Here is a 25,548-nt window from a genome sequence, read left to right as displayed (position 1 = left end):
CGGTTTTTTACCTTCAACCTTCGCCGCGTTCGCGGGCGATGGCGCGGTAACCGATATCGGTGCGGTAGAAGCAGCCGTTCCAGCTGATCTTCTTCGCCAGGCGGTAGGCCTGCTGCTGGGCTTCGTGGACGCTCGGGCCGATGGCCGTGGCGCAGAGCACGCGGCCGCCGGCGGTGACCACCTGGCCATCCTTCCGCGCGGTACCGGCGTGGAACACCTTGCCGTCCAGTTCGGCGGCGTCGGCCAGGCCTGAGATCACGTCACCCTTGGCGTAGTCGCCCGGGTAGCCGCCTGCGGCCAGTACCACGCCCACGGTGGGACGCGGGTCCCAGGTGGCTTCGACCTTGTCCAGGGCCTTGGCCAGGGCGGCTTCCACCAGCAGGACCAGGGACGACTCCAGGCGCACCATGATGGGCTGGGTTTCCGGGTCGCCGAAGCGGCAGTTGAACTCGATGACCTTGGGCTTGCCGGCCTTGTCGATCATCAGGCCGGCGTAGAGGAAGCCGGTGTAGACGTTGCCTTCCTCGGCCATGCCGCGGACGGTGGGGTAGATCACCTCGTCCATCACGCGCTGGTGCACGTCGGCGGTGACCACCGGTGCCGGGGAGTAGGCGCCCATGCCGCCGGTGTTGGGGCCGCTGTCGGCATCGCCAACGCGCTTGTGGTCCTGGCTGGTGGCCATGGGCAGTACGTTCTTGCCGTCGACCATGACGATGAAGCTGGCTTCCTCGCCGTCGAGGAACTCCTCGATCACCGCGCGGGCACCGGCGTCGCCGAAGGCGTTGCCGGAGAGCATGTCGCGCACGGCGTCCTCGGCTTCGGCCAGGGTCATGGCGACGATCACGCCCTTGCCGGCGGCCAGGCCGTCGGCCTTGACCACGATCGGTGCGCCTTTCTCGCGCAGGTAGGCCAGGGCCGGCTCGACTTCGGTGAAGTTCTGGTAGTCGGCGGTGGGGATCTTGTGGCGCGCCAGGAAGTCCTTGGTGAAGGCTTTGGAGCCTTCCAGCTGCGCGGCGCCGGCGGTGGGGCCGAAGATGTCCAGGCCGCGGGAGCGGAACAGGTCCACCACGCCCTTCACCAGGGGGCCTCGGGGCCGACGATGGTCAGCTGCACATTCTGGGCGGCGAAGTCGGCTAGTTGTTCGATGGCCAGTACGTCGATGGCGACGTTCTCGCACTTGGCTTCGGTGGCGGTGCCGGCGTTGCCCGGGGCCACGAAGACCTTGGCGACGCGGGGATCCTGGGCCACTTTCCAGGCCAGGGCGTGTTCACGACCGCCGCTGCCGATGATCAATACGTTCATATTCGATGCTCTCATCTGAAGAGCTGGAAGCTGGAAGCTGGAAGCTGGAAGCGCGCGGGCTTCAGGCTTCCAGCTTCGGGCTTCGAGCTATTAGTGCCTGAAATGACGCATGCCGGTGAAGACCATCGCAATCCCGGCCTCGTCGGCCGCGGCGATGACTTCGTTGTCACGCATGGAGCCACCCGGCTGGATCACCGCGGTGATGCCGGCCTTGGCGGCGTTGTCGATGCCGTCGCGGAAGGGGAAGAAGGCGTCCGAGGCCATGACCGCGCCCTTGACTTCCAGGCCCGCGTGCTCGGCCTTGATGGCGGCGATGCGGGCGGAGTTGACGCGGCTCATCTGGCCGGCGCCGACGCCGACGGTCTGGCGGTTCTTGGCGTAGACGATGGCGTTGGACTTGACGAACTTGGCCACTTTCCAGGCGAAGATCAGGTCGTGCACTTCCTGCTCGCTGGGCGCGCGCTGGGTGACGATCTTCAGGTCGTCGGCGGAGATCATACCGATGTCACGGCTCTGCACCAGCAGACCGCCGTTGACGCGCTTGAAGTCCCAGCCCGGGGCGCGGTCCTTCGGCCACTCGCCGCATTCCAGCAGGCGCACGTTGGCTTTGGCGGCGACCACGGCGCGGGCTTCGGCGGAGACCTTGGGCGCGATGATCACTTCGACGAACTGGCGTTCGACGATGGCCTTGGCGGTTTCGGCATCCAGCTCGCGGTTGAAGGCGATGATGCCGCCGAAGGCGGATTCGGTGTCGGTGGCGTAGGCCAGGTCGTAGGCCTTGCGGATGCCGCCTTCGGCGTCCGGTACCACGGCTACGCCGCAGGGGTTGGCGTGCTTGACGATGACGCAGGCCGGCTTGACGAAGCTCTTCACGCATTCCAGCGCGGCGTCGGTGTCGGCCACGTTGTTGAACGACAGTTCCTTGCCCTGCAGTTGCACGGCGGTGGAGATGCTCGCCTCGCCCTTCTTCGCTTCGACGTAGAAGGCCGCGCTCTGGTGCGGGTTCTCGCCGTAGCGCATTTCCTGCGCCTTGACGAACTGGCTGTTGAAGGTACGCGGGAAGGCGCTGCGCGCTTCGGTGGACAGGCTGTCGCGGGCCTGGTCGATGGTGCCCAGGTAGTTGGCGATCATGCCGTCGTAGGCACTGGTGTGCTCGAAGGCCTTGAGGGCCAGGTCGAAACGCTGGGCGTAGGTCAGGCCGCCGGCCTTGAGGCCTTCGAGGACGCTGGCGTAGTCGCCGGCGTTGACCACGATGGCGACGTCCTTGTGGTTCTTGGCGGCGCTGCGGACCATGGTCGGGCCGCCGATGTCGATATTCTCGATGGCGTCGGCCAGGTCGCAGTCAGGCTTGGCGACGGTGGCTTCGAAGGGGTACAGGTTGACCGCGACCAGATCGATCGGCTTGATCCCGTGCTGCTCCATGACCGCGCCGTCGAGCGCGCGACGGCCGAGGATGCCGCCGTGGATCTTCGGGTGCAGGGTCTTCACCCGGCCGTCCATCATTTCCGGGAAGCCGGTGTAGTCGGCGACTTCCACCGCGGCGATGCCGTTGTCCCGCAGCAGCTTGTAGGTGCCGCCGGTGGAGAGGATCTCGACGTTGAGGGCGACGAGTTCGCGGGCGAACTCGAGGATGCCGGTCTTGTCGGAGACGCTGATCAGTGCACGGCGAACGGGGAGGCGGGTGGTCTGGTCGGTCATTTCGATGTCCATCGGAGCAGGGAAATCAGTAAAAAAGGGCGGCCTTTGATGTTCTCGGGGGCCGCCCTTTCTTTATCGAATACGTGCTTTACAGGAGGTCGTACTGCTTGAGCTTCTTGCGCAAGGTGCCGCGGTTCAGGCCGAGCATCTCGGAAGCCTTGGTCTGGTTGCCCTTGACGTAGTTCATCACGGACTCCAGCAGCGGTGCCTCGACTTCGGAGAGCACCAGGTTGTAGACGTCCGTGACCGCGGCGCCCTCGAGATGGGCGAAGTAATTGTGCAAGGCCTTCTCGACACTGCCGCGCAAGGTCTGGCCTTCCGCGGTCGGTGTGGTCAGGTGCTGTTTAAGGTTGGCGTTGTCGCTCACGGGTGTTGCCCCATCAAAAAAATTCTCGGTCATCGTCGTCATGCGGCCTGTTCTCCGTCGTTGTGACGTTCGATGAAAAACTCTCGAACGTTGGCGCACTGCGCGTCCGTGGACTCCAAACGATTGAACTGGGCGCGAAACTCCCTGGCGCCCGGCAGGGTTGCGAGATACCAGCCGACATGCTTGCGGGCGATGCGTACGCCCATCAGGTCGCCGTAGAAGGCGTGCAATGCGGCCAGGTGCTCCAGCAGGATCTGTTCAATTTCCTTCAAGCCCGGGGCCGGCAGGAGTTCGCCGGTTTCCAGGTAGTGCGCGATCTCGCGGAATATCCAGGGTCGCCCCTGGGCCGCTCGACCGATCAGCAGGGCATCGGCGCCGGTGGCGTCGAGGACCTCTCTGGCCTTCTGTGGCGAGGTGATGTCGCCATTGGCGAAGACCGGGATCGACACCGACTGCTTGATCGCAGCGATGGTGTCGTACTCGGCTTCACCGGTGTACAGGTCGGCACGGGTGCGGCCATGCACGGCCAGCGCCTGTATTCCCGACTGTTCGGCGATCCTTGCCACGGCGATGCCGTTCTTGTTGTCCCGGTCCCAGCCGGTGCGGATCTTCAGGGTCACCGGCACGTCCACGGCGCCGACCACCGCTTCGAGGATCGCAGCCACCAGGGCCTCGTCCTTCATCAGCGCGGAGCCAGCGGCCTTGTTGCAGACCTTCTTCGCCGGGCAACCCATGTTGATGTCGATGATCTGCGCGCCGAGCGCCACATTGGCGACGGCGGCCTCGGCCAGCATCTGCGGATCGCCCCCGGCGATCTGCACCGAGCGCGGCTCCGGGTCGCCCTCGTGGAGCAGGCGCAGTTTCGACTTGCGGCTGTTCCACAGGCGCACGTCGCTGGTGACCATTTCGGAGACTACCAAGCCGGCGCCGAGGCGACGGCAAAGCAGACGAAACGGACGATCGGTCACTCCCGCCATGGGGGCGAGTATCACTTGATTGGGTAGTGCGTATGGGCCGATGCGTACCGCCGACATGGGTCTTCCCTGCCTGTGGGGCCGGATCTTGGTCTTCGAAAAAGGGTGGGCATGATACCCGCTCTCGATGACCGGATAAAGGTTGTTTTGAACAAATTCTGAACAGTGATGAGCTTATCGCCGAAGGTTCTGGCGAGGCCCTCCAGCGGCGAAAAGCCGCCGCTGGCGCTACTCGGGGGAGTGGAAGCTGAGACTGTAGTTCACAGCCTTGGTGCCTGGGTCGAGGATATCCAGGGAGATATGGATGGGCGTCTGCGGCGGCATTTCCGACTGCCCGGCAAGCTCGCCGGCGAGGTATTCGCCCGGCTTGAACCGACGACTGGCCAGAAGCTGGCCGTTGATGTCGGCGAAGCGCAGCTCCAGCAGCGGGAAGGGCTGGGAGAAGGACGCGCGGTTGTAGAGGATGGCGTCCACCACCAGTGCGCCGGTGAAGTCCGGGTGGCTGCGCACCACCAGGTTGCTGCTCTTGATCAGGGCGATCTCGACCTTGGACGGCAGCTGGCAGCCGAGTTCCGGGCACAGCTGTTCGAACCAGGGGCGGTACTGGTCGGTGCGTGCCAGCTCGTCGAAGTGGTACCAGACGTATTGCCCGGCCAGGGCGATGGCGCCCAGCAGGTTCAGCGCCCCCCAGCCGATCCAGCGGCCCCAGGGTTTTTTCGGCTGTTGCCAGTCGAGCTGCAACGGCTCGTCGTCGATATCCAGCAGGTTGCCGCCACGCAGGCCCGGTTCGTTGCGCGGTGGCGTACGTGCCGGGGCGACCGGGGGCTCGTCGATCTCGTCGTCTTCTTCGTCCGACGCGCCGATTCGAGCGCGCGCGGGCTCGTCCGTCGGCTCGTCATCGCGATCGGCGGCGGGGCCGAAGGCCGGGGCCGGGTCATCGTCCAGGTCGTCGTCGAGGGACAGCGCCGGTTCCTTGCGCTGCGGCGCAGGGGGCTCGATGGTGGCGGGGCGCTCGGCCACGGCGGGCGGTGTAGGGCGCGGTGCGCTGGGCGCGGCGCGCGGCGCGTCCTCGCGCAACAGGGCCTCGGCCCAGCGCTCGTCATGCTTGTCGGTGGATTCCACGTGCTGGCCGTATGACTGCTCGCCCGGTTTGGGCGCGGCCTGCAGGGCGAGGAATTCCTGGGAGAGCTTGAGTTCTTCCTGTTCCAGCTTGGCCAGTTCCTCGTCCAGGTCGAGGCTGTCGAGGTCCAGGTCGTCGTGGATCCACAGGGTGTTCTTGTCGGCCGTCTTGCCTGGCGGCACGGCGGGCGGCACCGGCGCGGGTGGCGGCACGGGGGCCGAGGCCAGGGGCGACTTGAGCAGGGTGGCGACGCTGGGTGCCGGGCTGGCCGGCTGTGCCGGGGCCACTGGCGCGACCGGGGGTGCGGGTTTCGGTGCTGCCGGCGCGGCAGGGCGCGGCGCCTGGGGCGCGGGCGTGGAGGGCTTCGGCTCGCCGGCCGACATGGCTCCCAGCAACTGCTTGGCTGCGTTGAACACGTGCAGGCAGGCCCCACAGCGCACGGCGCCTTGGGCAGCGCCCAACTGCGCGCGGCTTACGCGGAAGCTGGTCTGGCAATGGGGGCACTGGGTGACGAAGCTTTCGGTCATGCGGCGGTCCGTGTGAAACAAGGCGCCAGTCTACCAACTCGGTAGCACGCTGGCGCGGGTCTGCTCATGGGGCGTGGCTCAGCGACGTACACCGCTGATGCGCACCCAGCCGTCCTTGTCGGCGGTGGGGTCGAGCACGAAGGCGTCGGCATAGGCGGCGCGGACTTCCTCGGCCTGCTCGGCGAGGATGCCGGACAGCGCCAGGCGGCCGCCGGCCTTGACCAGTGCAGTGATCTGCGGTGCCAGGGACACCAGCGGGCCGGCGAGGATGTTGGCCACCACCACGTCTGCGTGCTGCTGCGGCATGTCGGCGGGCAGGTAGACGGGGAACAGTGCCGGGTCGATGCCATTGCGCGAGGCGTTGTCGCGGGAGGCTTCCAGGGCTTGCGGGTCGATGTCGGTGCCCACCGCCTGGCGCGCGCCGAGCAGCAGGCCGGCGATGGCGAGGATGCCCGAGCCGCAGCCGAAGTCGATCAGCTCGCAGCCGTCCAGCTCCTGCCCGTCCAGCCACTCCAGGCACAGGGCGGTGGTCGGGTGGGTGCCGGTGCCGAAGGCCAGGCCCGGGTCCAGCAGCAGGTTCACCGCGTCCGGCTCCGGGGCTTGGTGCCAGCTGGGCACGATCCACAGGCGGCGGCCGAAGCGCATGGGCTGGAAGTTGTCCATCCAGCTGCGTTCCCAGTCCTGGTCCTCGATGCGCTCGATCTGGTGCTCGGGCAGCGCGCCGCCGGTGAGCAGTTCCAGGTGGGCGACCAGGTTGGTTTCGTCGGTTTCGGCTTCGAACAGCGCCAGCAGGTGGGTGTTGGACCAGAGCGGGGTGGTGCCGAGGTCGGGCTCGAAGATCGGCTGGTCTTCGGCGTCCATGAAGGTCACGGAGACTGCACCGACTTCAAGCAGCGCGTCTTCATAGGTTTCCGCCTGATCCGGGGTGATGGCGAGACGGACTTGTAACCAGGGCATGGCGGAACCTCGATGCGACGTGAAAATGTGGCCCTTATGGGCACCTTGAAAAACCTGGGCGATGGCAACGCAGGTAGTTTTTGGGATGCCTTCATGGGGCGGGCAAGCTTACTTGAGGCTCTGATGCCACGCCAGCCGGGCGTTCCGGGCGGTCCAGGCCGCGATAGGCGAGGTGGCAGGCGCCGCCGCCGAGCAGGGCGGGCAGCAGCAGGTTGAGCACCGGCACCAGCGCCAGCAGCAGGATCAGCAGGCCGAAGGCGATCATGGCGCCGCGCTGGCGGCGCACCGCTTGCATCTGCTCGGCGCCGCTGGCCAGACCAGACAGGGCGGCGGGCACCAGGAAGCGCACGTTGAGGTAGCCCAGCAGGATGATCAGCAGCACGCCGTTTATCAACGGTATCGCCAGGCACAACAGTGGGCCCAGGCCGATGCCCAGCCAGGGCCCCAGGTGGTAGCGCCCGGCGCGCAGCAGGTCGCTGGCCGCCGGGCTGCGCGAGGCCAGGCCCGGGTAGGGCTTGAGGGCGCGCTCGCGCAGGCTGCCCATCAGCACCCAGCGCAGGGCCAGGCGGATGCTGATGACGATGGCCGCGACGAACAGCACGCCGACCATGGCCAGTGCCAGGAGGGCGGAATACACCAGCATCAGCCCCACTGCCGGGGCGATTCCGGCCATGCCGCTGACGGTGGCCGGGCCGCCAGTGAGGCTGGGAATCAGACCGAACATGGCGGCGCCGGAGACGACGAAGAACGACAGCAGTCCGGCGGCCTTGACGATGATTTCGGCATGGGCGTAGAAGACCCAGCTCCAGAACACCAGCGTCAGCAGGCAGAGCCCGGAAGAGCGCAGGAGGATGCCGGGGCGCAGGCTGGAGCGCAGGGCCAGGCCGAGGCAGATGAAGGCTTCGCCAAAGGCCGGGCCGATGGCAAGGATGCGGGACTTCAGGGACATGGCGATCCTTCGCGTGAAATGCAGAAGGGCCGCATTATGCGGCCCTTCCAGGGTTGCCGGGCTTACTTCTTGCCCAGTTTGTGCTCGAGGTAGTGAATGTTCACGCCCCCCTTGCGGAAACCCTTGTCGCGGGTCAGGTCACGGTGCAGCGGGATGTTGGTCTTGATGCCGTCCACCACCAGCTCATCGAGGGCGTTGCGCATGCGCGCCATGGCCTCGTCGCGGTCCTTGCCGTAGGTGATCAGCTTGCCGATCAGCGAGTCGTAGTTCGGCGGAACCGAATAGCCGCTGTACAGGTGCGAATCGACCCGCACGCCGTTGCCGCCGGGTGCATGGTAGTACTGCACCTTGCCGGGGCTGGGCATGAAGTTGTCCGGGTCTTCGGCGTTGATCCGGCATTCCAGGGCGTGACCACGGATGACTACGTCCTCCTGCTTGATCGACAGCTTGTTACCCGCGGCGATGCTGAGCATCTCCTTGACGATGTCGATGCCGGTGACCATCTCGGTGACCGGGTGCTCGACCTGGACGCGGGTGTTCATCTCGATGAAGTAGAAGTGGCCGTTCTCGTAGAGGAACTCGAAGGTACCGGCACCGCGGTAGCCGATCTCGACGCAGGCCTGGACGCAGCGGGCCAGCACTTCGGCGCGGGCCTTCTCGTCGATGCCGGGGGCTGGGGCTTCTTCCAGCACCTTCTGGTGACGACGCTGCAGGGAGCAGTCGCGGTCGCCGAGGTGGATGGCATTGCCCTGGCCGTCGGAGAGCACCTGCACTTCCACGTGACGCGGGTTGGTGAGGAACTTCTCCAGGTAGACCATGGAGTTGCCGAACGCAGCACCGGCTTCGGTACGGGTCAGCTTGGCCGACTTGATCAGCTCGTCGGCGCTGTGCACCACGCGCATGCCGCGACCACCACCGCCACCGGCGGCCTTGATGATCACTGGGTAACCCACTTCCTCGGCGATGGCCAGGGCGGTGGCTTCGTCTTCCGGCAGCGGGCCGTCGGAGCCCGGAACGGTCGGTACGCCGGATTTCTTCATGGCGTCCTTGGCGGACACCTTGTCACCCATCAGGCGGATGGTGTCGGCCTTGGGGCCGATGAAGGCGAAACCGGAGTTCTCCACCTGTTCGGCGAAGTCGGCGTTCTCGGCGAGGAAGCCGTAACCCGGGTGGATCGCCGTGGCGCCGGTGACTTCGGCGGCACTGATGATCGCGGGGATGTTCAGGTAGGACAGGGCAGCCGGGGCCGGACCGATGCATACGGTCTCGTCGGCCAGGGACAGGTGCATCAGCTCGCGGTCAGCCGTCGAGTGCACCGCCACCGTCTTGATGCCCAGCTCCTTGCAGGCGCGCAGGATGCGCAGGGCGATCTCGCCACGGTTGGCGATCAGGACTTTTTCCAGCATCACAGGCTCTCCGCGGTTCAGACGATGGTGAACAGCGGTTGGTCGTACTCAACCGGCTGGCCGTTCTCCACGAGGATGGATTCGATCACGCCGCTGGCTTCGGCCTCGATGTGGTTCATCATCTTCATCGCTTCGACGATGCACAGGATGTCGCCCTTCTTAACGGTCTGGCCGACTTCGGCGAAGTTCGCCGAGGTGGGCGAGGCGGCGCGGTAGAAGGTGCCGACCATCGGCGAGCGCACCACGGTGCCGTTGAGTTTCTTGGCGGCCGGGGCGGCGTCTGCTGCCGGGGCGACCGGGGCTGCTGCGACCGGAGCCGGTGCCGGGGCGGCCATCGGTGCGGCGTAGATCGGCTGGGCCATGGCGGCCTGCTTGCTGTGGCGGCTGATGCGCACGGACTCTTCGCCCTCGCGGATCTCCAGCTCGTCGATACCGGATTCTTCCAGCAGCTCGATCAGTTTTTTGACTTTACGGATATCCATTAATTATCAACTCCCAAGGGTGAGGTCAGGGGCGTTCAAGGTGTTCTAGCGCCGCGTCCAGGGCCAGGCGGTAGCCGGTGGCACCCAGACCGCAAATCACTCCCACCGCAACGTCGGAGAAGTAGGAGTGATGGCGGAAAGGTTCTCGCTTGTGCACGTTGGAGAGGTGCACTTCGATGAATGGGATGCTCACTGCGAGCAACGCGTCACGTAGGGCGACACTTGTATGCGTGAAAGCGGCGGGATTGATCAGGATGAAGTCCACGCCTTCGTTGCGTGCGGCATGGATGCGATCGATCAGTTCGTACTCGGCATTGCTCTGCAGATAAAGCAGGTGATGCCCCGCCTCGCGGGCTCTGCGCTCCAGGTCCTGGTTGATTTCGGCCAGGGTGGTGGCGCCGTACTTGTCGGGTTCGCGGGTGCCCAGCAGGTTGAGGTTGGGGCCGTGCAGGACGAGCAGGGTGGCCATGCGATGTCTTCCTTATTGGGGGCCAGGCGGGACTATGCAGGAAAGCCCGAGAGGCTGTCCATATGCCGGTAGTAGTCGACACGATGCCCGTAGTTTGCGGCAGATTTGTGAAAATCGGCTCAAAGCCGCTGGGCAGCGCCTTGTAGCTTGGCGGCGAAGTCCGTCGCGGTGATCTCACCTACGACACGCGATTCCGACCATTCGTCACCATTGGGGGCGAAGAACAGGATGGCGGGCGGGCCGAACAGCTTGTAGCGGTCCAGCAGCGCGCGCTGTTCGGGCGTGCTCGCGGTCATGTCGAAGCGCACCAGGTGGTAGGCGCCCAGTTGGCTGGCCACCTCGGGGGCGGTCAGCACTTCGCGCTCGATCACCTTGCAGCTGATGCACCAGTCGGCGTACCAGTCCAGCAGCAGCGGCTTGCCAGCGGCCTTGGCTTCGGCCTGGGCGGCGGCCAGTTCGGCCGGGGTGGTGATGGTCTGCCAGGCACCGGTCGTGCTGGCGGTGACGGCTGCAGCACCCGGGCGGCCCAGGGGGCGCAGCGGGTCCGACTCGCCCTTGAGGGCGCCGGTCCAGGCGGCCACCGCGTAGACCAGCAGCACCAGCCCGGCCAGTTGCGCCAGGCGCTGGCGGGCGGTTTTCGGGGTGAACTCCAGGGCGCCGAGGAACAGCGCCACGCCGCCGGCCAGCAGGCCCCACAGGGCCAGGGACAGCGGGCCGGGCAGCACGCGTTCCAGCAGCCACACCGAGACGGCCAGCAGCAGTACGCCGAAGGCATTGCGCACCGCGACCATCCAGTTGCCGGACTTCGGCAGCAGCGTGCCACCGCCCACGGCGAACAGCACCAGGGGCGCGCCCATGCCGAGGCCGAGGACGAACAGCTTGAGCCCGCCGCCCAGGGCGTCGCCGCTGGCGCTTATATAGAGAAGGGCGCCGGCCAGGGGCGCCGACACGCAGGGCGAGACCAGCAGGCTGGAGAATACCCCCAATGCCGCCGCGCCCCAGATCGAGCCGCCGCGGGTGTTGCCGGCCAGGCGATCCAGCGGGCCGCTGATGAATTGCGGCAGGCGCAGCTCGTAGAGGCCGAACATGGCCAAAGCGAACACCGCGAAGAAGGCGGCGAAGGGCACCAGCACCCAGGCCGATTGCAGGCGTGCCTGCAGGTTGAGTTCGGCGCCGAACACGCCCATCAGCGCGCCGAGCACCGCGAAGCAGGCGGCCATGGGCAGCACATAGGCCAGCGACAGCACCAGGCCGCGGCTACCGCCCACCTGGCCGCGCAGCACCACGCCGGACAGGATCGGCAGCATGGGCAGCACACAGGGGGTGAAGGTCAGGCCGAGCCCGGCGAGGAAGAACAGCGCCAGCTCGTGCCAGCTCCAGCCCTTGCCCACGGACGGGATTGCACCGTCCAGCGCCGCCGGGGCGTCGCCGATCTGCAGGGTTTCGGTCTCCGGCGGGTAGCACAGGCCCTTGTCGGCGCAGCCCTGGTAGGTCACCTGCAGCTTGAAGGGACGATTGGACGGGTTGTTCAGCGGCAGGTCGACGTCGAGGACTTCGTAGTACACCTCCACGTCGCCGAAATATTCGTCGGTCTTGTGCTTGCCGGCCGGCAGCTGCGCGTCGCCCAGGGCTATGTCCGCCGGCTCGGTGCGGAACTGGAAACGGTGCTTGTAGAGGTAGTAGCCCTCGGCGTTGGCGAAACGCAGCTTGATCGAGGTCGGCGAGCTGTCCACCAGGCTGAGGCGGAAGGCCTCGCGCACGGGGAGGAAGTCCTTGCTGTTGTTCAGCGCGGCTCCGAGGGTGGAGCTGGGGCGGTTATCCAGCAGCCCGGCGCTGGCGGGCAGGGCGACCAGCAGCAGGATCAGGGTCAGCAGACGGCGCATGGAAGTCTCGGCAGGCGAAGGTGCCGGGCATGATAGCGGAGCCGGCCGCCGCCATGCAGCGCTGATCCTGTAAGCGGTTTTCTCGGCTGCCCGGGTGGTCGTGGCGCAGCGACCGTGCCCGCCCGGCGGCGACGCGCTTCGCTGTTGCGGGGCGCGACACGTCGCCGCAGGGGTCAGACGCGGAAGGCTTGCACCGCGCGGGTCAGGTCGCCGCCCAGCTGCAGCAGCTGTTCGGCCTGGTCGCGACTGCGGCCGATGCGCTGCAGGTTGTCGTCGCCGAGCTGGTGGATCTCCTCGCTGTAGCCACGGATCTCGGTCACCGCACCGCTCTGATTGGCGGTGGCTTCGGCGATCTGCCCGGCGGTGTCGGCGATGGTGCGGATGGCCGCGACTATCTCGTCCAGTGCGCCATCGGCGGCGGCGGCGCGGGCGGCGGTCGCCTCGGCGTGCTCCACCTGGGCGCGCATGCCCTGTACCGACTGATGGGCGGCGGTCTGCAGGCGGCCGATCAGCTCCTGGATTTCGCCGGTGGCGCCGGCGGTGCGTTGCGCCAGGGTGCGCACTTCGTCGGCGACCACGGCGAAGCCCCGGCCCTGCTCGCCGGCACGGGCGGCCTCGATGGCGGCGTTGAGCGCCAGCAGATTGGTCTGTTCGGCGATGCCGCGGATCACCACCAGCACGCTTTCGATGGTGGCGGACTCCTGGGCCAGGCGCTCGATGGCGATGGCGTTGCCCTGCACCTCGCCGACCAGGCTGTGCATGCCCTCCAGGCTCTGGCCAATGATGCGCTGGCCTTGCTCAACGGCGCGCCCGGCGTCGTGGCTGGCAGAGGCGGCCTGGCTGGCATCGCCCGCCACCTGCTGGATGGTCGCCTCCAGTTCGCCCAGGGCGTCGCGGATCTGCGCGGTGCCGCCGGCCTGGCGTTCGGCCCCGGCGTGCAGGCCACCGTTGAGGTCGGCCAGGGTGTGGCTGCTGCCGGCCACCTGCTCGGCATGGTGGCGGATGGTGCCCACCAGCTCGCCGAGGTAGGCGCGCAGGCGGCCCAGGGACTGTTCGATGCCGCGCAGGTCGTCGATCTTCGAATCCAGGGCGATGGGCTTGCTGAAGTCGCCGGAGGCCCAGGCGGAGAGGGACTGCACCAGGCGCCCGAGCACGCGGGTGAGGTTGCGCTGGATGCGGTCCACGGCCAGGGCGATGAGCAGGATCAGGCCTATCATCAGCCCTTGGATCACCCGTACCTCGCCCTGGATGCGGCCATGCTCGGAGCGCACCAGCGGCTCCAGCGCGGCCAGGGCCTGGCGCAGGGCGTCGAGGCGGGCGCGGGTGGTGCCGGCCAGTTCGGCGCGGCTGGTGATCAGTTGGCGGGTGCGCTGCAGTTCGGCCGGGTAGCGCTTGAGCAGGCTGGCCAGGTCGCGCTTGAGGGCGATGCCGCGATCCTCGGCCTGTTTCGTCTCGGTCGCGGCTTCGGTGGCGGCCAGGCCCATCATCGCGGCGAAATCATCGGAGGCGGAGCTGGAGGCGTCGGCCAGGCCCAGCAGCGGCAGGGCGTCGAGGCGCGCGGATTCCATGCTCAGGGCGGCCAGCTCGCGCTCGACGTCGGCGGCCAGTTCGTCGCGGCCGCTCTCCACCAGCTTGACCCGGGCGTGGGCCAGGCGGGTCAGGTGCTGGGCGGCAGCCAGCAGGGGCTTGCGGTATTCGGCGGCCTGGCTGGGGTCGCCTTCGTCGGCGTAGCGGGCCAGCTGTTCCAGGGCGCCGTCGATCTCGCGTTCGGCCTGTAGCAGCAAGCCCTGCGGGTCGCCGGCCAGTTTGCCGGCGGCCAGCAGTTGGTCGCGGCTGAAGGCGCGCAGGTCATCGATGCTGGCGCGCAGGGTGGTGGCCAGTTGCGGCGGCAGCTGCGTCATGCGCTGGTCGAGTTCGTCCAGGCTCTGGGTGGCGGCGCTGTGGCGCAGGGCGTCGCCGCTGCCGAGGTAGGCTTCGATGTTGGCGCTGACGTCGCGCTGGAAGCGCTGGGCCAGGTCCATGTACTGCTCCATCACCTGGTAGGGGCGTTCCAGGGCGCGCTGCGACCACCAGAGGGTGACGCCCAGGGCCAGGCAGACGGTTACAAGAAGCAGGGTGTTGAGATTGGTGAGCTGTTTCAGGCGCATCGGGGCCTCGACCGACTACAGAACGGACAGGCCCTGAAAGATATTGCGGTTCGGTTTCAACCTGATGACAGCGTGAACTGCGTCACGCCCGCCGGTCGGCCTCAGGTGAACAGTTCGACGCGGTTGCGACCGCCGTGCTTGGCGCGATAGAGCGCTTCGTCGGCCTGCTTGGAGAGGGCGTTGCTGTCGAGGTCGTCGCGCAGCTCGGCGATGCCGGCGCTGAAGGTGCAGGACAGGTCATGGGGCTGCGCCGGGTAGTGGATCTCGGCGAAGCGCCGGCGGATTTCGTCCAGTACGCGGTGCGCCGCCTCCAGGTCGGTATCGGGCAGGACGATGGCGAACTCCTCGCCGCCGTAGCGCCCGATATGGTCGGTCTTGCGCAGGCGTTGCTTGAGGAACAGCGCCAGGCTCTTGATCACCCGGTCGCCCATGGGATGGCCGTAGGTGTCGTTGACCTTCTTGAAGTGGTCGATGTCGATCATGGCGAAGGTCAGCGGGCGACCGTCGCGACGCGCTCGGGAGCGGGCATCTTCCAGCAGTTGCAGGGTGTGGGTGTGGTTGAACAGCCCGGTGAGGCTGTCACGCACCATCCGTGCCTTGAGGCTGCGGGCGCGCTTGGCGCGGTTGCGTACCGTGGCGATCAGGTGGCGCGGCTTGATCGGCTTGGTGAGGAAGTCGTCGCCGCCCTCGCTCATCGCATCCAGCTGCTTGTCCAGGTCGTCCTCGGCGGAGAGGTAGATGATCGGCACGCTGACGTAGCGCTCGTGCTGGCGGATCACCTTGGCCAGCTCGGTGCCCAGGCACTCGGGCATGTACATGTCGAGGATGATCAGGTCCGGCTGGAACTCGGCCAGCGCACCCATGGCCAGGGCCGGCTCGGTGATGGCCTGGGTGACGATGCCGGCGCTGTTGAGCACCATTTCGGTGTGCATCGCCTGGGCCTTGGAGTCGTCGACGATCAGCACCCGGTACGGCTCGTAGTGGGCGGTGCGGGTCAGGGTCTCGATCTTCTCCAGCAGGCTGGAGGCATCCAGGGCACCGGTGAAGTACTCCTGGCCCCCGGCGCGCACGGCGGCCAGGCGGGTCGGCGTATCGGTTTCCTCATGGCTGAAGAACAGCACCGGCAGCTTGTGCTCCAGGCCTTTCTGCGCCTCCAGGGCCAGCTCCAGTCCAGTGCCGCGACCGGCGAAATCCACTTCCATGACGATGGCGGCCGGATGGCGCTCGGCCATGGCGGCGCGGAAGGCATTGGCGCTGTCGCAGGTCTGTACGTAGAGGCCGAAGAAGTCCATCTGCTGGGCCAGGCGCTGGGCCCGCTCCTGGTCCTGCAGGGCCAGGTACACCGGCTTGCGCAGGGGTGGCAGGAAGGTCTGTTCCAGTTGGTCGCCATGGCGCAGGCCGGTGCGCGACAGGCGCTGCATCAGTTGGCTGAGCTCGGTGATCAGGTCGCTGGAAAGACGGCCGCGGTTGGCCTTGACGGCTTCCAGGCTGTGCTTGATGCCCTGGGCCAGTTGGGTGTGTTCGGGTTGTTCGAAGCGTTCCGCATAGCGCAGCAGGTAGCCGTTGGCTTCGGTCAGCTCGGCCAGGTCGGCGCTGGTCCACTCGGCGCGCTGCAGGCGTTGCCAGACCTCCAGAAGATGGCGCGCCTGGTGGATCACTCGTTGTGCAAAGTGATTCTTGAGGCGATCGCGGCTCGGATCTTCATGCTCGGTCATGGCGTTGCTTCTAATGCTCGACCGCAGGATTTTGAGTGGGCGGTCAGAATGGTGGCTCTATGCTAGCACTTGATAATGCGTACGCTAGTACCGCCGATCTAATGACGCCAGTATTTTTTCACGGAGAACCATTAGGTCACAGTTGTGCTGTGCGGCCCGTCTCAGGTTGCGGCCCACTCTTGGTTTGGCCATTTGTCGCTGGCAAGGCCCGGCGCTTCACTTATAGTGCAGAGCCGGATGGCACCCTCCTCGCAGGTTGCTGTCGAAACTGCCGAGCTGAACGAGTTTAAGGACATAGCCATGCTGGACTGGAAGAAGCGTGCGGGTCAGGCACGAGATCGCGTCGATGATTCGGTGGATGACGTGCGCAGCTACCTGGGCGGAATCTGGCTGAGCCGCGCCCTCGGTGCGCTGCTGGGCCTCTACCTGGTGGGTGCGATCATCGTGGGTTGGTACTGGAGCCAGGAACCCGGGCTGTTCCCGGTGCAGCAGAATGCCCAGGCTGCCGCCGAGCGTGCCCAGCGCAAGCTGGTGACCGGCTACACCACGGTCGAGACCCTCAAGCAGGTCGGCCAGACCTTGCTCGACAAGCCCGGTGGCTACCTCTCCAACGACCTGGCTCCGCCCGGCCTCTGGCTGGACAACATGCCCAGCTGGGAATACGGCGTGCTGGTTCAGGTCCGCGACCTGTCCCGCGCCCTGCGCAAGGACTTCGCCCGTTCGCAGTCGCAGTCCACCGAAGACGTCGACCTCGCCCGTGCCGAGCCGCGCTTCAACTTCGACAACAAGAGCTGGGCCCTGCCGGCATCGGAAACCGAGTACCAGGAAGGCATCCGCGCCCTGGACCGCTACCTGGCCCGTCTCTCCGACCCGAACCAGTCCTCCGCGCAGTTCTATACCCGCGCCGACAACCTCAACAACTGGCTGGGCGACGTCGCCACGCGCCTCGGCTCGCTGTCCCAGCGCCTCTCCGCCAGCGTCGGCCGGGTGCGCCTGAACACCGACGTGAAGGCCCTGGAAGCCCAGGAAGGCGTGGTGCCCAAGGTCAGCGAGGAGATCGTCGAGACGCCCTGGCTGCAGATCGACAACGTCTTCTACGAAGCCCGTGGCCAGGCCTGGGCGCTGTCGCACATCCTGCGGGCCATCGAAGTGGACTTCGCCGACGTGCTGGCGAAGAAGAACGCCACCATCAGCGTGCGGCAGATCATCCGCGAGCTGGAAGCCGCCCAGGAACCGCTGTGGAGCCCCATGGTGCTCAACGGCAGCGGCTTCGGCGTGCTGGCCAACCACTCGCTGGTGATGGCCAACTACATCTCCCGCGCCAACGCCGCCATCATCGACCTGCGTCAGCTGCTCGAGCAGGGTTGATGGCCATCAGCGAACGCGAGGCGGCGCACCGTGCCGCCTCCGATGCCGAGCGCATCGCCTGGGTCGACGAGGCCGATGGCCTGCTCGGCGAACTGCCCCGGGCCGAATTGCGCGAGCGCGGCCTGATCGGCCGTGGCACCTTCATCCTCCTCTTCGATTCCGCCGGGCGCCTCTGCGTGCACCGGCGCGCCCTGAGCAAGGCCGTGTACCCCGGCTACTGGGACCTGGCCGCCGGCGGCATGGTCGCGGCTGGGGAGGGGTACGCCGAATCCGCCGAGCGCGAGCTGGAAGAGGAACTGGGCATCGCCGGCGTGCCGCTGGTGGAGCACGGGCGCTTCTTCTTCGACGAGCCGGGCAATCGCCTGTGGTGCGCGGTGTTTTCCGCCATTTCCGATGCGCCGTTGCGGCTGCAGCCGGAAGAGGTGCTCGAAGCCCGTTTCGTCGACCTGGCGGAAGCCGCTGCCTTGCAGCCCTGCTGCCCCGACTCCCAGCGCGCCCTGCAGCTCTACCTCGACACCTGACCCAGGCGCGACGGTATGCCCTGAGTAGGGTGGATGACGCTTTTCTCATCCACCGATCGGCGCCCCGGGTTACGAAGTGCCATCGCTGGCCGTAGGCTGGGCTTCAGCCCACCGCTCTCGCTCGATGCCAACCTGTGGGCACCCCATTTTCCCCTGCCGAACCCGCGCCAGGCGCGGGTTTGTGCGATATTCCGGACCCTTTCGTGCGGGATGCTGCACAGCGAGGCGGGTAGGTCGCTATTCTGTCGATCAATGGCGCAATTTCGTACTTAGCATTCGCGCCGAATGCTGCTAAATTTCGCCGCCTTTCAAGCCCGGCTTCCCCGCCGGGTCTGCGCTGCCCCTGCCAGAGTGGGGCTTCGCGGTCGGCTCCCGCCGACCAGTCGCTATCCTGACCCCTACGAGGAAAGCCGGTGGTCAAGAAAGCTTCGTCCTTCGCCGCATTAAGCGGCCTGGTGTACTCCACCGACAGCGGCCGGCATTGCCCGGACTGCGCCCAGCCCATTGACGCCTGCGTTTGCAAGCGAGCCTCCGTGCCCGCTGGCGACGGCATTGCCCGTGTTCGCCGGGAAACCAAGGGCCGCGGTGGCAAGACGGTGACCAGTATCAGCGGCGTGCCGCTCGACGAGGACGCCCTCAAGGAGCTGGCCAGCGCGCTCAAGCGTCGCTGCGGCACCGGTGGCGCCCTGAAGGACGGTGTGATCGAGATCCAGGGCGATCACGTGGACCTGCTGCTCGAAGAGCTCGCCAAGCGCGGCTTCAAGGCCAAGAAATCCGGCGGTTGATCACCGGCTTTCTAAACTGACTGCAGCTGATGCGGTCAACACCCCAACGTCACACGACCGAATTAATCTGCCCAAGCCCGCCCCACATGACCGGCGGGCCTGGCTCTTTTCTATCCCACAGGGGGAATCCGATGTCTGCACGACGCACGCGCAAGGACGATGGCAGCAGCTGGACCGTGGCCGACAGCCGCAGTGTCTATGGCATCCGCCATTGGGGCGCCGGTTATTTCGCGATCAATGACGCCGGCCGCGTCGAAGTCCGCCCGAGTGGCGCCGCCAGCGAGCCGATCGACCTGTTCGAACAGGTCGATGCCCTGCGCGAGGCCGGCCTGTCCCTGCCGCTGCTGGTGCGTTTCCCCGGCATCCTGCAGGACCGCGTACGCCAGCTGACCGGCGCCTTCGACGCCAATATCGCGCGCCTGGAGTACCAGAACCGCTACACCGCGCTGTACCCGATCAAGGTCAACCAGCAGGAAGCGGTGGTGGAAAACATCATCGCCACCCAGGACGTCTCCATCGGCCTGGAAGCCGGCTCCAAGCCCGAGCTGCTCGCCGTGCTGGCCCTGGCGCCCAAGGGCGGCACCATCGTCTGCAACGGCTACAAGGACCGCGAGTTCATCAAGCTGGCGCTGATGGGGCAGAAGCTCGGCCACAACGTCTTCATCGTCATCGAGAAGGAATCCGAGGTTCAGTTCGTGATCGAGGAGGCCGCCGAACTCAAGGTCGCGCCCCAGGTCGGCCTGCGCGTGCGCCTGTCGTCCCTGGCCTCGTCCAAGTGGGCCGACACCGGTGGCGAGAAATCCAAGTTCGGCCTCTCCGCCGCGCAACTGCTGTCGGTGGTCGAGCGCTTCCGCAAGGCCGGCATCGAGCAGGGCGTGCGCCTGCTGCACTTCCACATGGGTTCGCAGATCGCCAACCTGGCCGACTACCAGCACGGCTTCAAGGAAGCCATCCGCTTCTACGCCGAGCTGCGCAGCCTCGGCCTGCCGGTCGACCACATCGACGTCGGCGGCGGCCTGGGCGTCGACTACGACGGCACCCACTCGCGCAACGCCAGCTCCATCAACTACGACATGGACGACTACGCCGGCGTGGTGGTGGGCATGCTCAAGGAGTTCTGCGACGCGCAGGGCCTGCCGCACCCGCACATCTTCTCCGAAAGCGGCCGCGCCATGACCGCGCACCACGCCGTGCTGGTGATGCAGGTGACCGACGTCGAGCGCCACAACGACGAAGTGCCGAAGATCGCCAACCTCGAAGAGCAGCCGGAGATCGTCCGCTGGCTCGCCGACCTGCTGGGCCCGACCGACGCCGAGATGGTCACCGAGACCTACTGGCGCGCCACCCACTACATCAGCGACGCCGCCACCCAGTACGCCGAAGGCAAGCTGACCCTGGCGCAAAAGGCACTGGCCGAGCAGACCTACTTCGCCATCTGCCGCCGCCTGCACAACCAGCTCAAGGCCCGCCAGCGTTCCCATCGCCAGGTGCTGGACGAGCTCAACGACAAGCTGGCCGAGAAGTACATCTGCAACTTCTCCGTGTTCCAGAGCCTGCCGGACACCTGGGCCATCGGCCAGGTGCTGCCGATCCTGCCGCTGCACCGCCTCGATGAAGAGCCGGTGCGCCGCGCGGTGCTGCAGGACCTGACCTGCGACTCCGACGGCAAGATCAAGCAATACGTCGACGAGCAGAGCATCGAGACCAGCCTGCCGGTGCACGAAGTGCGCGAGGGCGAGGACTACCTGCTGGGCGTATTCCTGGTCGGCGCCTACCAGGAAATCCTCGGTGACATGCACAACCTGTTCGGCGACACCGACTCGGTGAACGTCTACCAGCGCGAGGATGGCAGCGTGTACCACGGCGGCATCGAGACCCACGACACCATCGAGGACATGCTGCGCTACGTGCACCTGTCCCCCGAGGAACTGATGGCGCTCTACCGCGACAAGGTCTCCGGCGCCAAGCTCAGCGCCCGCGAGCGCACCCAGTACGTCGACGCCCTGCGTCTCGGCCTGACCCGCTCGTCCTACCTGTCGTCCTGATCCATCGCACCATGAAAAAGCCCGGCCCAGCGCCGGGCTTTTTCATTTGGGGTGGGGATAGGGGGCAACAGGATGACTCGTGGGAGCGAATTCATTGGCTCTGTCTGCGTTAAGTGTTGCTAGAAGAACTGAGCCCAGCTGATTGCCGAGTTTTGTTGGTGCTTCTGGTTTCGCCCTCCCGGGCGAGTCCCTTTTCCAATCGCTGGAACGCCAGCCCGGTGAAAAGGAACCAAAAAACTTGCCCCATCATACGGCCCCGGCTCCGCCGGGGTTCCCTCACTCCATCGTCGTTACTCGCTACGCTCGCCCTTCGGGCCGCACTGAAGTGCGTTCGCCGCAAGCGTCGTCTGGGGGCCGGCGCGATGGGCCATCCATGGCCTGGCGCGCCTCTCGCGGCATCCATGCCGCTCGTCCCCCGGCGCAACGACTGCGTTCGGCCTCCTGGAGGGGCCTTGGCGGCTGCTCCAACTTTCTTCGTCCAGCGCATCGCCACGCGGTGCGCACAGGCTTTCGTAGGATGGTGTAGAGCGAAGCGAAACCCATGCGGTGGAGGTGGCACAAACCCTCAAGCGCCCGGAAAGTACCGTGCTTGAGCGCCTGCATTAAAACCACAACAGCTAACGCCGACAGAGCCAATTCATTCGCCCATCGGCTGCCCACATTCCTCCAACACACTCCGCAACCGCCCCGCCAATGCCCGTGCCTCCTCGGCCGTGGCGATATTGGTGAAGCCGAGCAGCAGCCCCGGTGCGCCGCCTTCGCCCAGGTACCAGCGCGACAGCGCGGCGACCGCCAGGCCCGCTGCCTGGGCGCTGTCGGCCAGGGTGCGGTCGTCGCTGCCGGGGGCGAGGCGGGCCAGCAGGTGCATGCCGCCGGCCTGCGGGTCCATGCGCAGCCATTCGCCGCAATGCGCCAACAGCGCCTCGCAGGTGTGGGCTCGGCGGCGGGCGTAGAGGCTGCGCATCTTCTTGAGGTGGCGGGCGAAGTGGCCCTGGTCGATGAAGTCGGCCGTCGTCGCCTGCAGCAGTTCGCTGCCGCCGCCGAGGAACAGCGCGGCGACGTCGCGGAAGCGCTCCACCTCACGCTCCGGCACTACCAGGTAGGCCAGGCGCAGGCCGGGGTAGAGGACCTTGCTGAAGGTCCCGGTGTAGAGCACGCGGCCGTCGCGGTCGAGGCTCTTGAGCGCGGGCAGCGGCCGGCCCTGGTAGCGGTATTCGCTGTCGTAGTCGTCTTCGATCACCCAGCCCTGCATCTGCCGCGCCCGCTCCAGCAGGGCCAGGCGCCGGGGCAGCGACAGCGCCACGCCGGTGGGGCTCTGGTGCGTGGGGGTGACCAGGGCGAAGCGCGCTTCGGGTGCCAGGCGCAGGCCGTCCTCCACCCGCAGCCCTTCACCGTCCACCGGCACTGGCACGCCGCGCATGCCGAGCCCTTCCAGCAATTGGCGGGCATGGGGGTAGCCGGGGTCCTCCAGCCAGATGGCCTCGCCCGGCCGCATCAGTGCGCGCTGCACCAGGGCCAGGCTGGCGCGGTGGCCGGCGGTGATGAACACCTGCTCGGGCCGGCAGTGGATGCCCCGGGAGATGCCGAGGTAGCCCGCCAGGCTCGCGCGCAGGGCGAGGTGGCCGGCAGGGGCCGGCACCATCAGTGCGCTGCCGCCCAGCTCGCGCAGGCGCCGGGCCGCCAGGCGTGCCCAGAGCTTGCGTGGGAAGGCATCCAGGGCCGGCAGGCCGAGCTGGAAGGGCTCGGGCGAGGCCTCTGCCGTGTGAGGGCTTTCGGCCCTGGCCGGGCGGCTGGCACGCAAGGCGGGCCGGGGCGTCGGGGTCAGCCGGGGCGAGACGCAGGTCCCGGCGGGGCCACGTGCCAGCAGATAACCTTCGGCGATCAGCATCTGGTAGGCCACCTCCACCGTGCCCCGCGCCAGGTTCAGTTCGCTGGCCAGGCTGCGCAGCGACGGCACCCGGGCGCCGGGCTGCAGCCGGCCCTGCTCGATGGCCTCGCGAAAGCGCTGGTACAGCTGCAGGTACACCGGGGTGCCCAGGTCGCGGTCGAGGTGGAAGGGCAGGGGGCGGCTCGGCATGCTCATGTCCCAGTCGTTTCGATGATTCTTGGCCCTGGTTGCTGGTCCATGGCCTGCCTAGAGTAGCGGCTCCCAGCGAAGAGGAAAGCGGCCATGCCCGATCAGCCCAGCCCCATCGAACTGCTGCACCTGGAGAGCGACCCACAGTTGCGCGCGGCCTTCCCGGTGATGCAGGCGCTGCGCCCGCAGTTGCCCGACCCCGAGGTGTTCATCCAGCGCGTGCGTCGCCAGGCGAAGCAGGGTTACCGTTTGCTGGGTGCCTGGCGTGGCGGCCAGGTGCTGGCCCTGGCCGGCTACCGCGAACTGGAGAACCTGATCCACGGCCGCTTCATCTATGTCGACGACCTGGTGGCTGACCCGCAACAACGCAGCCAGGGGCTCGGCGGCCAGTTGCTGGATGAGCTGGCACGGATCGGCAGCCAGCTCGGTTGCCAGCGCCTGGTGCTGGATACGGCACTGGCGAATTCCCTGGCGCAGCGCTTTTATTTCCGCCAGGGCCTGCTGTTCACCGGCCTGCACTTCAGCCGGCCATTGCCCACCCCCACGCTCCGTCCCGAGGAGGACTGATCATGCCCCGTGTATTGCTGATCGAATGCAGCCCCAATGAAGACGCATCCCCTGGCGGCCAACTGGCCCGGGAGATGGCCGAGCGCATCCACGCCAACGCCCAGATCACCGTGCGCAACCTGGTGCGTGAACCGTTGCTGCCCTTGTGTGGCGACTACGCCCGGGCGGTGACCGGCCGCGCCCACCGCGAGGACCCGGCCCTGGCGTTGTCCGAGCAACTGATCGGCGAGGTGGAGAGCGCCCACTACCTGGTGATTTCCACGCCCATGCACAACTACATGGTGCCGGCGGCGCTCAAGCTCTGGCTGGACTACGTGGTGCGCATCCAGCGCAGCTTCACCATGGTCGACGGCAACAAGGAAGGCCTGCTGGAAGACCGCCCGACCTTCGTGGTGGTCAGCTCCGGTGGCAACTACCTGGGTGCCAAGGCCAGCCAGGCGGATTTCCTCTCGCCCTACCTGCGCCACATCCTCGGCGTGATCGGCCTGCACCATGTGGAGTTCGTCCACCTGCAGGGACTGGCCCAGGGGCCGGAGGTGGTGGCCGAAACCCTGCAGCAGGCGCGGGCGCGCCTGGCCAACAACCCCTATTTCGCGGCAGCGCCTTTCCCCGGCGTTCCCGCCTGAGCAAGGCGCGGCGCGAGCGACGTGACGATCAGGAGATCACGCCGAACCCGCGCGCCATCAGCGCGGCCAGCAGCGGGATGACCAGCGCCAGCAACAGCTCCAGGCGGATCGCCATGATCACCAGCTTGGCGGTCTTCGGGCTGACCTGAGGCACCTGGCCGGCCTTCAGTTCGTTGCGCCAGTTGAGGAAGACGAAGGTCGGCAGCGCGGACAGCAGCGCCACCAGGATGAACAGCCCGATCTTGGCGTGGAACAGGCTGTTCTTCAGGTAGTACTCGGTGCCCTTGCCGTACCACAGCACCCGTGCCAGGCCGGTGGCCAGCACCAGGCCGGCGCTCAGGCCGTAGGCGATGTCCACCCGGATCAGGCTGCGCGCGCGCTCCAGGTCCAGGGGCAGCTTGAACAGGCGGTGCTCCAGGACCAGCAGCGAGAACAGCAGGAAGATCGACAGGTAGTGCAGGTACGCGGCAATGGCTTGAGCCATGTGAACTCCTTCAGGTCATCAGGGGTGTTTCTTATAGGGGGCAGCCGCGTCAGTTGGCGCTCTCCACGCGATTGCGGCCGTTCTGCTTGGCTCGGTACAGGGCCCGGTCGGCCAGGTCCAGGGCCTCGTTCTGCGATTGCTCGGGGCTCACCAGCAGGGTGCCGGCGCTGAGGGTCTGGGCCAGTTCCTGGCCGGCGGCGCGCATGGGCTTCTCTTCGATGCAGCGGCGCAGGCGCTCGGCGATATGGTTCAGTTCCTCGCCATCATGCACCGCCACCAGGGCGACGAACTCCTCGCCACCGATGCGCACCAGCAGGTCGTCGGGGCGCAGCGTCGCGGTCATGCGCCGCGAGCTTTCCCACAGCACCTGGTCGCCGGCGGCGTGGCCGTGCTGGTCGTTGATGCGCTTGAAGTGGTCGAGGTCGGCGTAGATCACCCCCAGGCGCAGCCCGGCCTTGTTCATCCGCGCCATCTCCTTGGGGAAGAACTGCGACAGGGCGCCCCGGTTCCACAGCTGGGTCAGCGGGTCGATCAGGGCCTTGCGCTGCTCGCGGTCCACCGCGCGGCGCAGGTTCTGCGTCTGCTGGGCCATGCCGCGCAGTTGCAGGTAGCCCTCGGCCAGGGTCGCCAGGTCGCGCAGGCGGAACAGCTCCTGCTGGTTCAGGGTGCGCGGCCTGGGGTCGAGCATGCACAGGGTGCCGATGGGCAGCGCATTGCTGGAGAACAGCGGCTGGCCGGCATAGAAGCGGATGAAGGGCGCCCCCACCACCAGCGGGTTGTCGCTGAAGCGCGCGTCGGTGCGCGCGTCGGGAATCAGCAGCGGGCCGTTGCCGAGGATGGCGTGGCCGCAGAAGGAAATGTCGCGTGGGGTTTCCGCGGCCTCGAGGCCGATGCGTGCCTTGAACCACTGGCGGTTGCGGTCCACCAGGCTGATCAGCACCGTTTCCACCTGGAACAGCTCCTGGGTCAGGCGCACCAGGGTGTCGAGGTAGAGCTCGGCGGGGGTGTCCAGGATGTCCTGTTCATCCAGGGCCTTCTGGCGTCGATCTTCTTCGGGGAAGCACGGAGCGGCGAGCATG

At 67.1% G+C, this 25,548-nt stretch carries 21 protein-coding genes and 1 pseudogene; 6 read left to right on the top strand and 16 right to left on the bottom strand.

Annotation, left to right across the window (positions count from 1 at the left end):
* Positions 1-13 precede the first annotated feature (13 nt).
* The 13 genes and pseudogenes from purD to PSm6_RS06815 all read right to left on the bottom strand — a co-directional run bounded on the left by purD (position 14) and on the right by PSm6_RS06815 (position 15,996).
* Positions 14-1,302, bottom strand: a pseudogene (gene purD / locus PSm6_RS06875) (phosphoribosylamine--glycine ligase).
* 90 nt (positions 1,303-1,392) lie between these two features.
* On the bottom strand, positions 1,393-3,000 hold the full coding sequence (gene purH, locus PSm6_RS06870) for a bifunctional phosphoribosylaminoimidazolecarboxamide formyltransferase/IMP cyclohydrolase (protein WP_031288891.1): 1,608 nt from the start codon (positions 2,998-3,000) through the stop codon (positions 1,393-1,395).
* A gap of 88 nt (positions 3,001-3,088) precedes the next feature.
* A complete protein-coding gene (gene fis, locus PSm6_RS06865; protein WP_031288889.1) occupies positions 3,089-3,409 on the bottom strand; it encodes a DNA-binding transcriptional regulator Fis in 321 nt (106 codons plus the stop codon).
* Positions 3,406-4,401, bottom strand: coding sequence for a tRNA dihydrouridine synthase DusB (gene dusB, locus PSm6_RS06860; RefSeq protein ID WP_031288887.1), 996 nt, complete (start codon positions 4,399-4,401; stop codon positions 3,406-3,408). Before dusB ends, fis begins: the two co-directional genes overlap by 4 nt.
* Positions 4,402-4,569: 168 nt before the next feature.
* Positions 4,570-5,988 carry a DUF3426 domain-containing protein gene (locus PSm6_RS06855; RefSeq protein WP_021222382.1) on the bottom strand — a complete coding sequence of 473 codons (1,419 nt, stop codon included), beginning with the start codon at positions 5,986-5,988 and terminating at the stop codon, positions 4,570-4,572.
* Positions 5,989-6,066: 78 nt separating this feature from the next.
* Positions 6,067-6,945 (bottom strand): 50S ribosomal protein L11 methyltransferase, encoded by an 879-nt coding sequence (gene prmA / locus PSm6_RS06850; protein WP_021222381.1) that lies wholly within the window; start codon positions 6,943-6,945, stop codon positions 6,067-6,069.
* Between the two features lie 91 nt (positions 6,946-7,036).
* The gene (locus PSm6_RS06845) at positions 7,037-7,894 is read right to left on the bottom strand and encodes an EI24 domain-containing protein (protein WP_265169854.1); all 858 of its coding nucleotides are present in this window, start codon (positions 7,892-7,894) and stop codon (positions 7,037-7,039) included.
* 62 nt (positions 7,895-7,956) lie between these two features.
* Complete coding sequence (gene accC / locus PSm6_RS06840; RefSeq protein ID WP_021222379.1) at positions 7,957-9,300, bottom strand: acetyl-CoA carboxylase biotin carboxylase subunit; 1,344 nt, start codon at positions 9,298-9,300, stop codon at positions 7,957-7,959.
* A 17-nt stretch (positions 9,301-9,317) separates the two neighbouring features.
* The gene (gene accB, locus PSm6_RS06835; RefSeq protein WP_021222378.1) at positions 9,318-9,782 is read right to left on the bottom strand and encodes an acetyl-CoA carboxylase biotin carboxyl carrier protein; all 465 of its coding nucleotides are present in this window, start codon (positions 9,780-9,782) and stop codon (positions 9,318-9,320) included.
* A 25-nt stretch (positions 9,783-9,807) separates the two neighbouring features.
* Complete coding sequence (gene aroQ / locus PSm6_RS06830) at positions 9,808-10,251, bottom strand: type II 3-dehydroquinate dehydratase (RefSeq protein ID WP_021222377.1); 444 nt, start codon at positions 10,249-10,251, stop codon at positions 9,808-9,810.
* A 119-nt stretch (positions 10,252-10,370) separates the two neighbouring features.
* Positions 10,371-12,134, bottom strand: coding sequence for a protein-disulfide reductase DsbD (locus tag PSm6_RS06825; protein ID WP_043246685.1), 1,764 nt, complete (start codon positions 12,132-12,134; stop codon positions 10,371-10,373).
* A gap of 173 nt (positions 12,135-12,307) precedes the next feature.
* The gene (locus tag PSm6_RS30425; protein ID WP_371877111.1) at positions 12,308-12,895 is read right to left on the bottom strand and encodes a methyl-accepting chemotaxis protein; all 588 of its coding nucleotides are present in this window, start codon (positions 12,893-12,895) and stop codon (positions 12,308-12,310) included.
* Between the two features lie 1,487 nt (positions 12,896-14,382).
* Entirely contained in the window at positions 14,383-15,996 is a 1,614-nt protein-coding gene (locus PSm6_RS06815; protein WP_265169851.1) for a response regulator, read from the bottom strand.
* 300 nt (positions 15,997-16,296) lie between these two features.
* On the opposite strand from PSm6_RS06815, the gene PSm6_RS06810 reads away from it, so the two are divergent.
* From PSm6_RS06810 to speA, 4 genes are all read left to right on the top strand, one after another.
* Entirely contained in the window at positions 16,297-17,364 is a 1,068-nt protein-coding gene (locus PSm6_RS06810; RefSeq protein WP_021222373.1) for a DUF2333 family protein, read from the top strand.
* Positions 17,364-17,885 (top strand): NUDIX domain-containing protein, encoded by a 522-nt coding sequence (locus tag PSm6_RS06805; protein ID WP_021222372.1) that lies wholly within the window; start codon positions 17,364-17,366, stop codon positions 17,883-17,885. The genes PSm6_RS06810 and PSm6_RS06805 overlap by 1 nt, the downstream gene beginning before the upstream one ends.
* 413 nt (positions 17,886-18,298) lie before the next feature.
* Entirely contained in the window at positions 18,299-18,670 is a 372-nt protein-coding gene (locus PSm6_RS06800) for a translation initiation factor Sui1 (protein WP_021222371.1), read from the top strand.
* A gap of 131 nt (positions 18,671-18,801) precedes the next feature.
* The gene (gene speA, locus PSm6_RS06795; RefSeq protein WP_021222370.1) at positions 18,802-20,715 is read left to right on the top strand and encodes an arginine decarboxylase; all 1,914 of its coding nucleotides are present in this window, start codon (positions 18,802-18,804) and stop codon (positions 20,713-20,715) included.
* Between the two features lie 637 nt (positions 20,716-21,352).
* On the opposite strand, the gene pdxR is transcribed toward speA, so the two are convergent.
* Complete coding sequence (pdxR, locus tag PSm6_RS06790; RefSeq protein ID WP_371877110.1) at positions 21,353-22,792, bottom strand: MocR-like pyridoxine biosynthesis transcription factor PdxR; 1,440 nt, start codon at positions 22,790-22,792, stop codon at positions 21,353-21,355.
* Positions 22,793-22,885: 93 nt separating this feature from the next.
* On the opposite strand from pdxR, the gene PSm6_RS06785 reads away from it, so the two are divergent.
* The gene (locus PSm6_RS06785; RefSeq protein WP_043246859.1) at positions 22,886-23,359 is read left to right on the top strand and encodes a GNAT family N-acetyltransferase; all 474 of its coding nucleotides are present in this window, start codon (positions 22,886-22,888) and stop codon (positions 23,357-23,359) included.
* 2 nt (positions 23,360-23,361) lie between these two features.
* Positions 23,362-23,985: an FMN-dependent NADH-azoreductase gene (locus PSm6_RS06780; RefSeq protein ID WP_043246857.1), complete on the top strand. Its 624-nt coding sequence runs from the start codon at positions 23,362-23,364 to the stop codon at positions 23,983-23,985.
* Positions 23,986-24,013: 28 nt separating this feature from the next.
* On the opposite strand, the gene PSm6_RS06775 is transcribed toward PSm6_RS06780, so the two are convergent.
* Both PSm6_RS06775 and PSm6_RS06770 read right to left on the bottom strand, forming a co-directional pair.
* Positions 24,014-24,469, bottom strand: coding sequence for a DUF2214 family protein (locus PSm6_RS06775; RefSeq protein WP_043246855.1), 456 nt, complete (start codon positions 24,467-24,469; stop codon positions 24,014-24,016).
* A gap of 49 nt (positions 24,470-24,518) precedes the next feature.
* The gene (locus PSm6_RS06770; protein ID WP_043246853.1) at positions 24,519-25,547 is read right to left on the bottom strand and encodes a sensor domain-containing diguanylate cyclase; all 1,029 of its coding nucleotides are present in this window, start codon (positions 25,545-25,547) and stop codon (positions 24,519-24,521) included.
* Position 25,548 lies beyond the last annotated feature (1 nt).

This window comes from Pseudomonas solani, from assembly GCF_026072635.1.
GTDB classification, from domain to species: Bacteria; Pseudomonadota; Gammaproteobacteria; order Pseudomonadales; family Pseudomonadaceae; genus Metapseudomonas; species Metapseudomonas solani.
Note: the sequence above shows the minus strand (reverse complement) of the source record. Positions and strands in the feature narration are given on the sequence as shown.

Coding starts and splice junctions, on each gene's coding strand:
- fis (WP_031288889.1), bottom strand. CDS start 3,409: ATGACGACGATGACCGAGAATTTTTTTGATGGGGCAACACCCGTGAGC.
- pdxR (WP_371877110.1), bottom strand. CDS start 22,792: ATGCCGAGCCGCCCCCTGCCCTTCCACCTCGACCGCGACCTGGGCACC.
- PSm6_RS06805 (WP_021222372.1), top strand. CDS start 17,364: ATGGCCATCAGCGAACGCGAGGCGGCGCACCGTGCCGCCTCCGATGCC.
- PSm6_RS06825 (WP_043246685.1), bottom strand. CDS start 12,134: ATGCGCCGTCTGCTGACCCTGATCCTGCTGCTGGTCGCCCTGCCCGCC.
- PSm6_RS06780 (WP_043246857.1), top strand. CDS start 23,362: ATGCCCCGTGTATTGCTGATCGAATGCAGCCCCAATGAAGACGCATCC.
- dusB (WP_031288887.1), bottom strand. CDS start 4,401: ATGTCGGCGGTACGCATCGGCCCATACGCACTACCCAATCAAGTGATA.
- PSm6_RS06855 (WP_021222382.1), bottom strand. CDS start 5,988: ATGACCGAAAGCTTCGTCACCCAGTGCCCCCATTGCCAGACCAGCTTC.
- PSm6_RS06845 (WP_265169854.1), bottom strand. CDS start 7,894: ATGTCCCTGAAGTCCCGCATCCTTGCCATCGGCCCGGCCTTTGGCGAA.
- accC (WP_021222379.1), bottom strand. CDS start 9,300: ATGCTGGAAAAAGTCCTGATCGCCAACCGTGGCGAGATCGCCCTGCGC.
- PSm6_RS06775 (WP_043246855.1), bottom strand. CDS start 24,469: ATGGCTCAAGCCATTGCCGCGTACCTGCACTACCTGTCGATCTTCCTG.
- PSm6_RS06770 (WP_043246853.1), bottom strand. CDS start 25,547: ATGCTCGCCGCTCCGTGCTTCCCCGAAGAAGATCGACGCCAGAAGGCC.
- speA (WP_021222370.1), top strand. CDS start 18,802: ATGTCTGCACGACGCACGCGCAAGGACGATGGCAGCAGCTGGACCGTG.
- PSm6_RS06785 (WP_043246859.1), top strand. CDS start 22,886: ATGCCCGATCAGCCCAGCCCCATCGAACTGCTGCACCTGGAGAGCGAC.
- PSm6_RS06810 (WP_021222373.1), top strand. CDS start 16,297: ATGCTGGACTGGAAGAAGCGTGCGGGTCAGGCACGAGATCGCGTCGAT.
- PSm6_RS06815 (WP_265169851.1), bottom strand. CDS start 15,996: ATGACCGAGCATGAAGATCCGAGCCGCGATCGCCTCAAGAATCACTTT.
- prmA (WP_021222381.1), bottom strand. CDS start 6,945: ATGCCCTGGTTACAAGTCCGTCTCGCCATCACCCCGGATCAGGCGGAA.
- purH (WP_031288891.1), bottom strand. CDS start 3,000: ATGACCGACCAGACCACCCGCCTCCCCGTTCGCCGTGCACTGATCAGC.
- accB (WP_021222378.1), bottom strand. CDS start 9,782: ATGGATATCCGTAAAGTCAAAAAACTGATCGAGCTGCTGGAAGAATCC.
- aroQ (WP_021222377.1), bottom strand. CDS start 10,251: ATGGCCACCCTGCTCGTCCTGCACGGCCCCAACCTCAACCTGCTGGGC.
- PSm6_RS30425 (WP_371877111.1), bottom strand. CDS start 12,895: ATGCACAGCCTGGTCGGCGAGGTGCAGGGCAACGCCATCGCCATCGAG.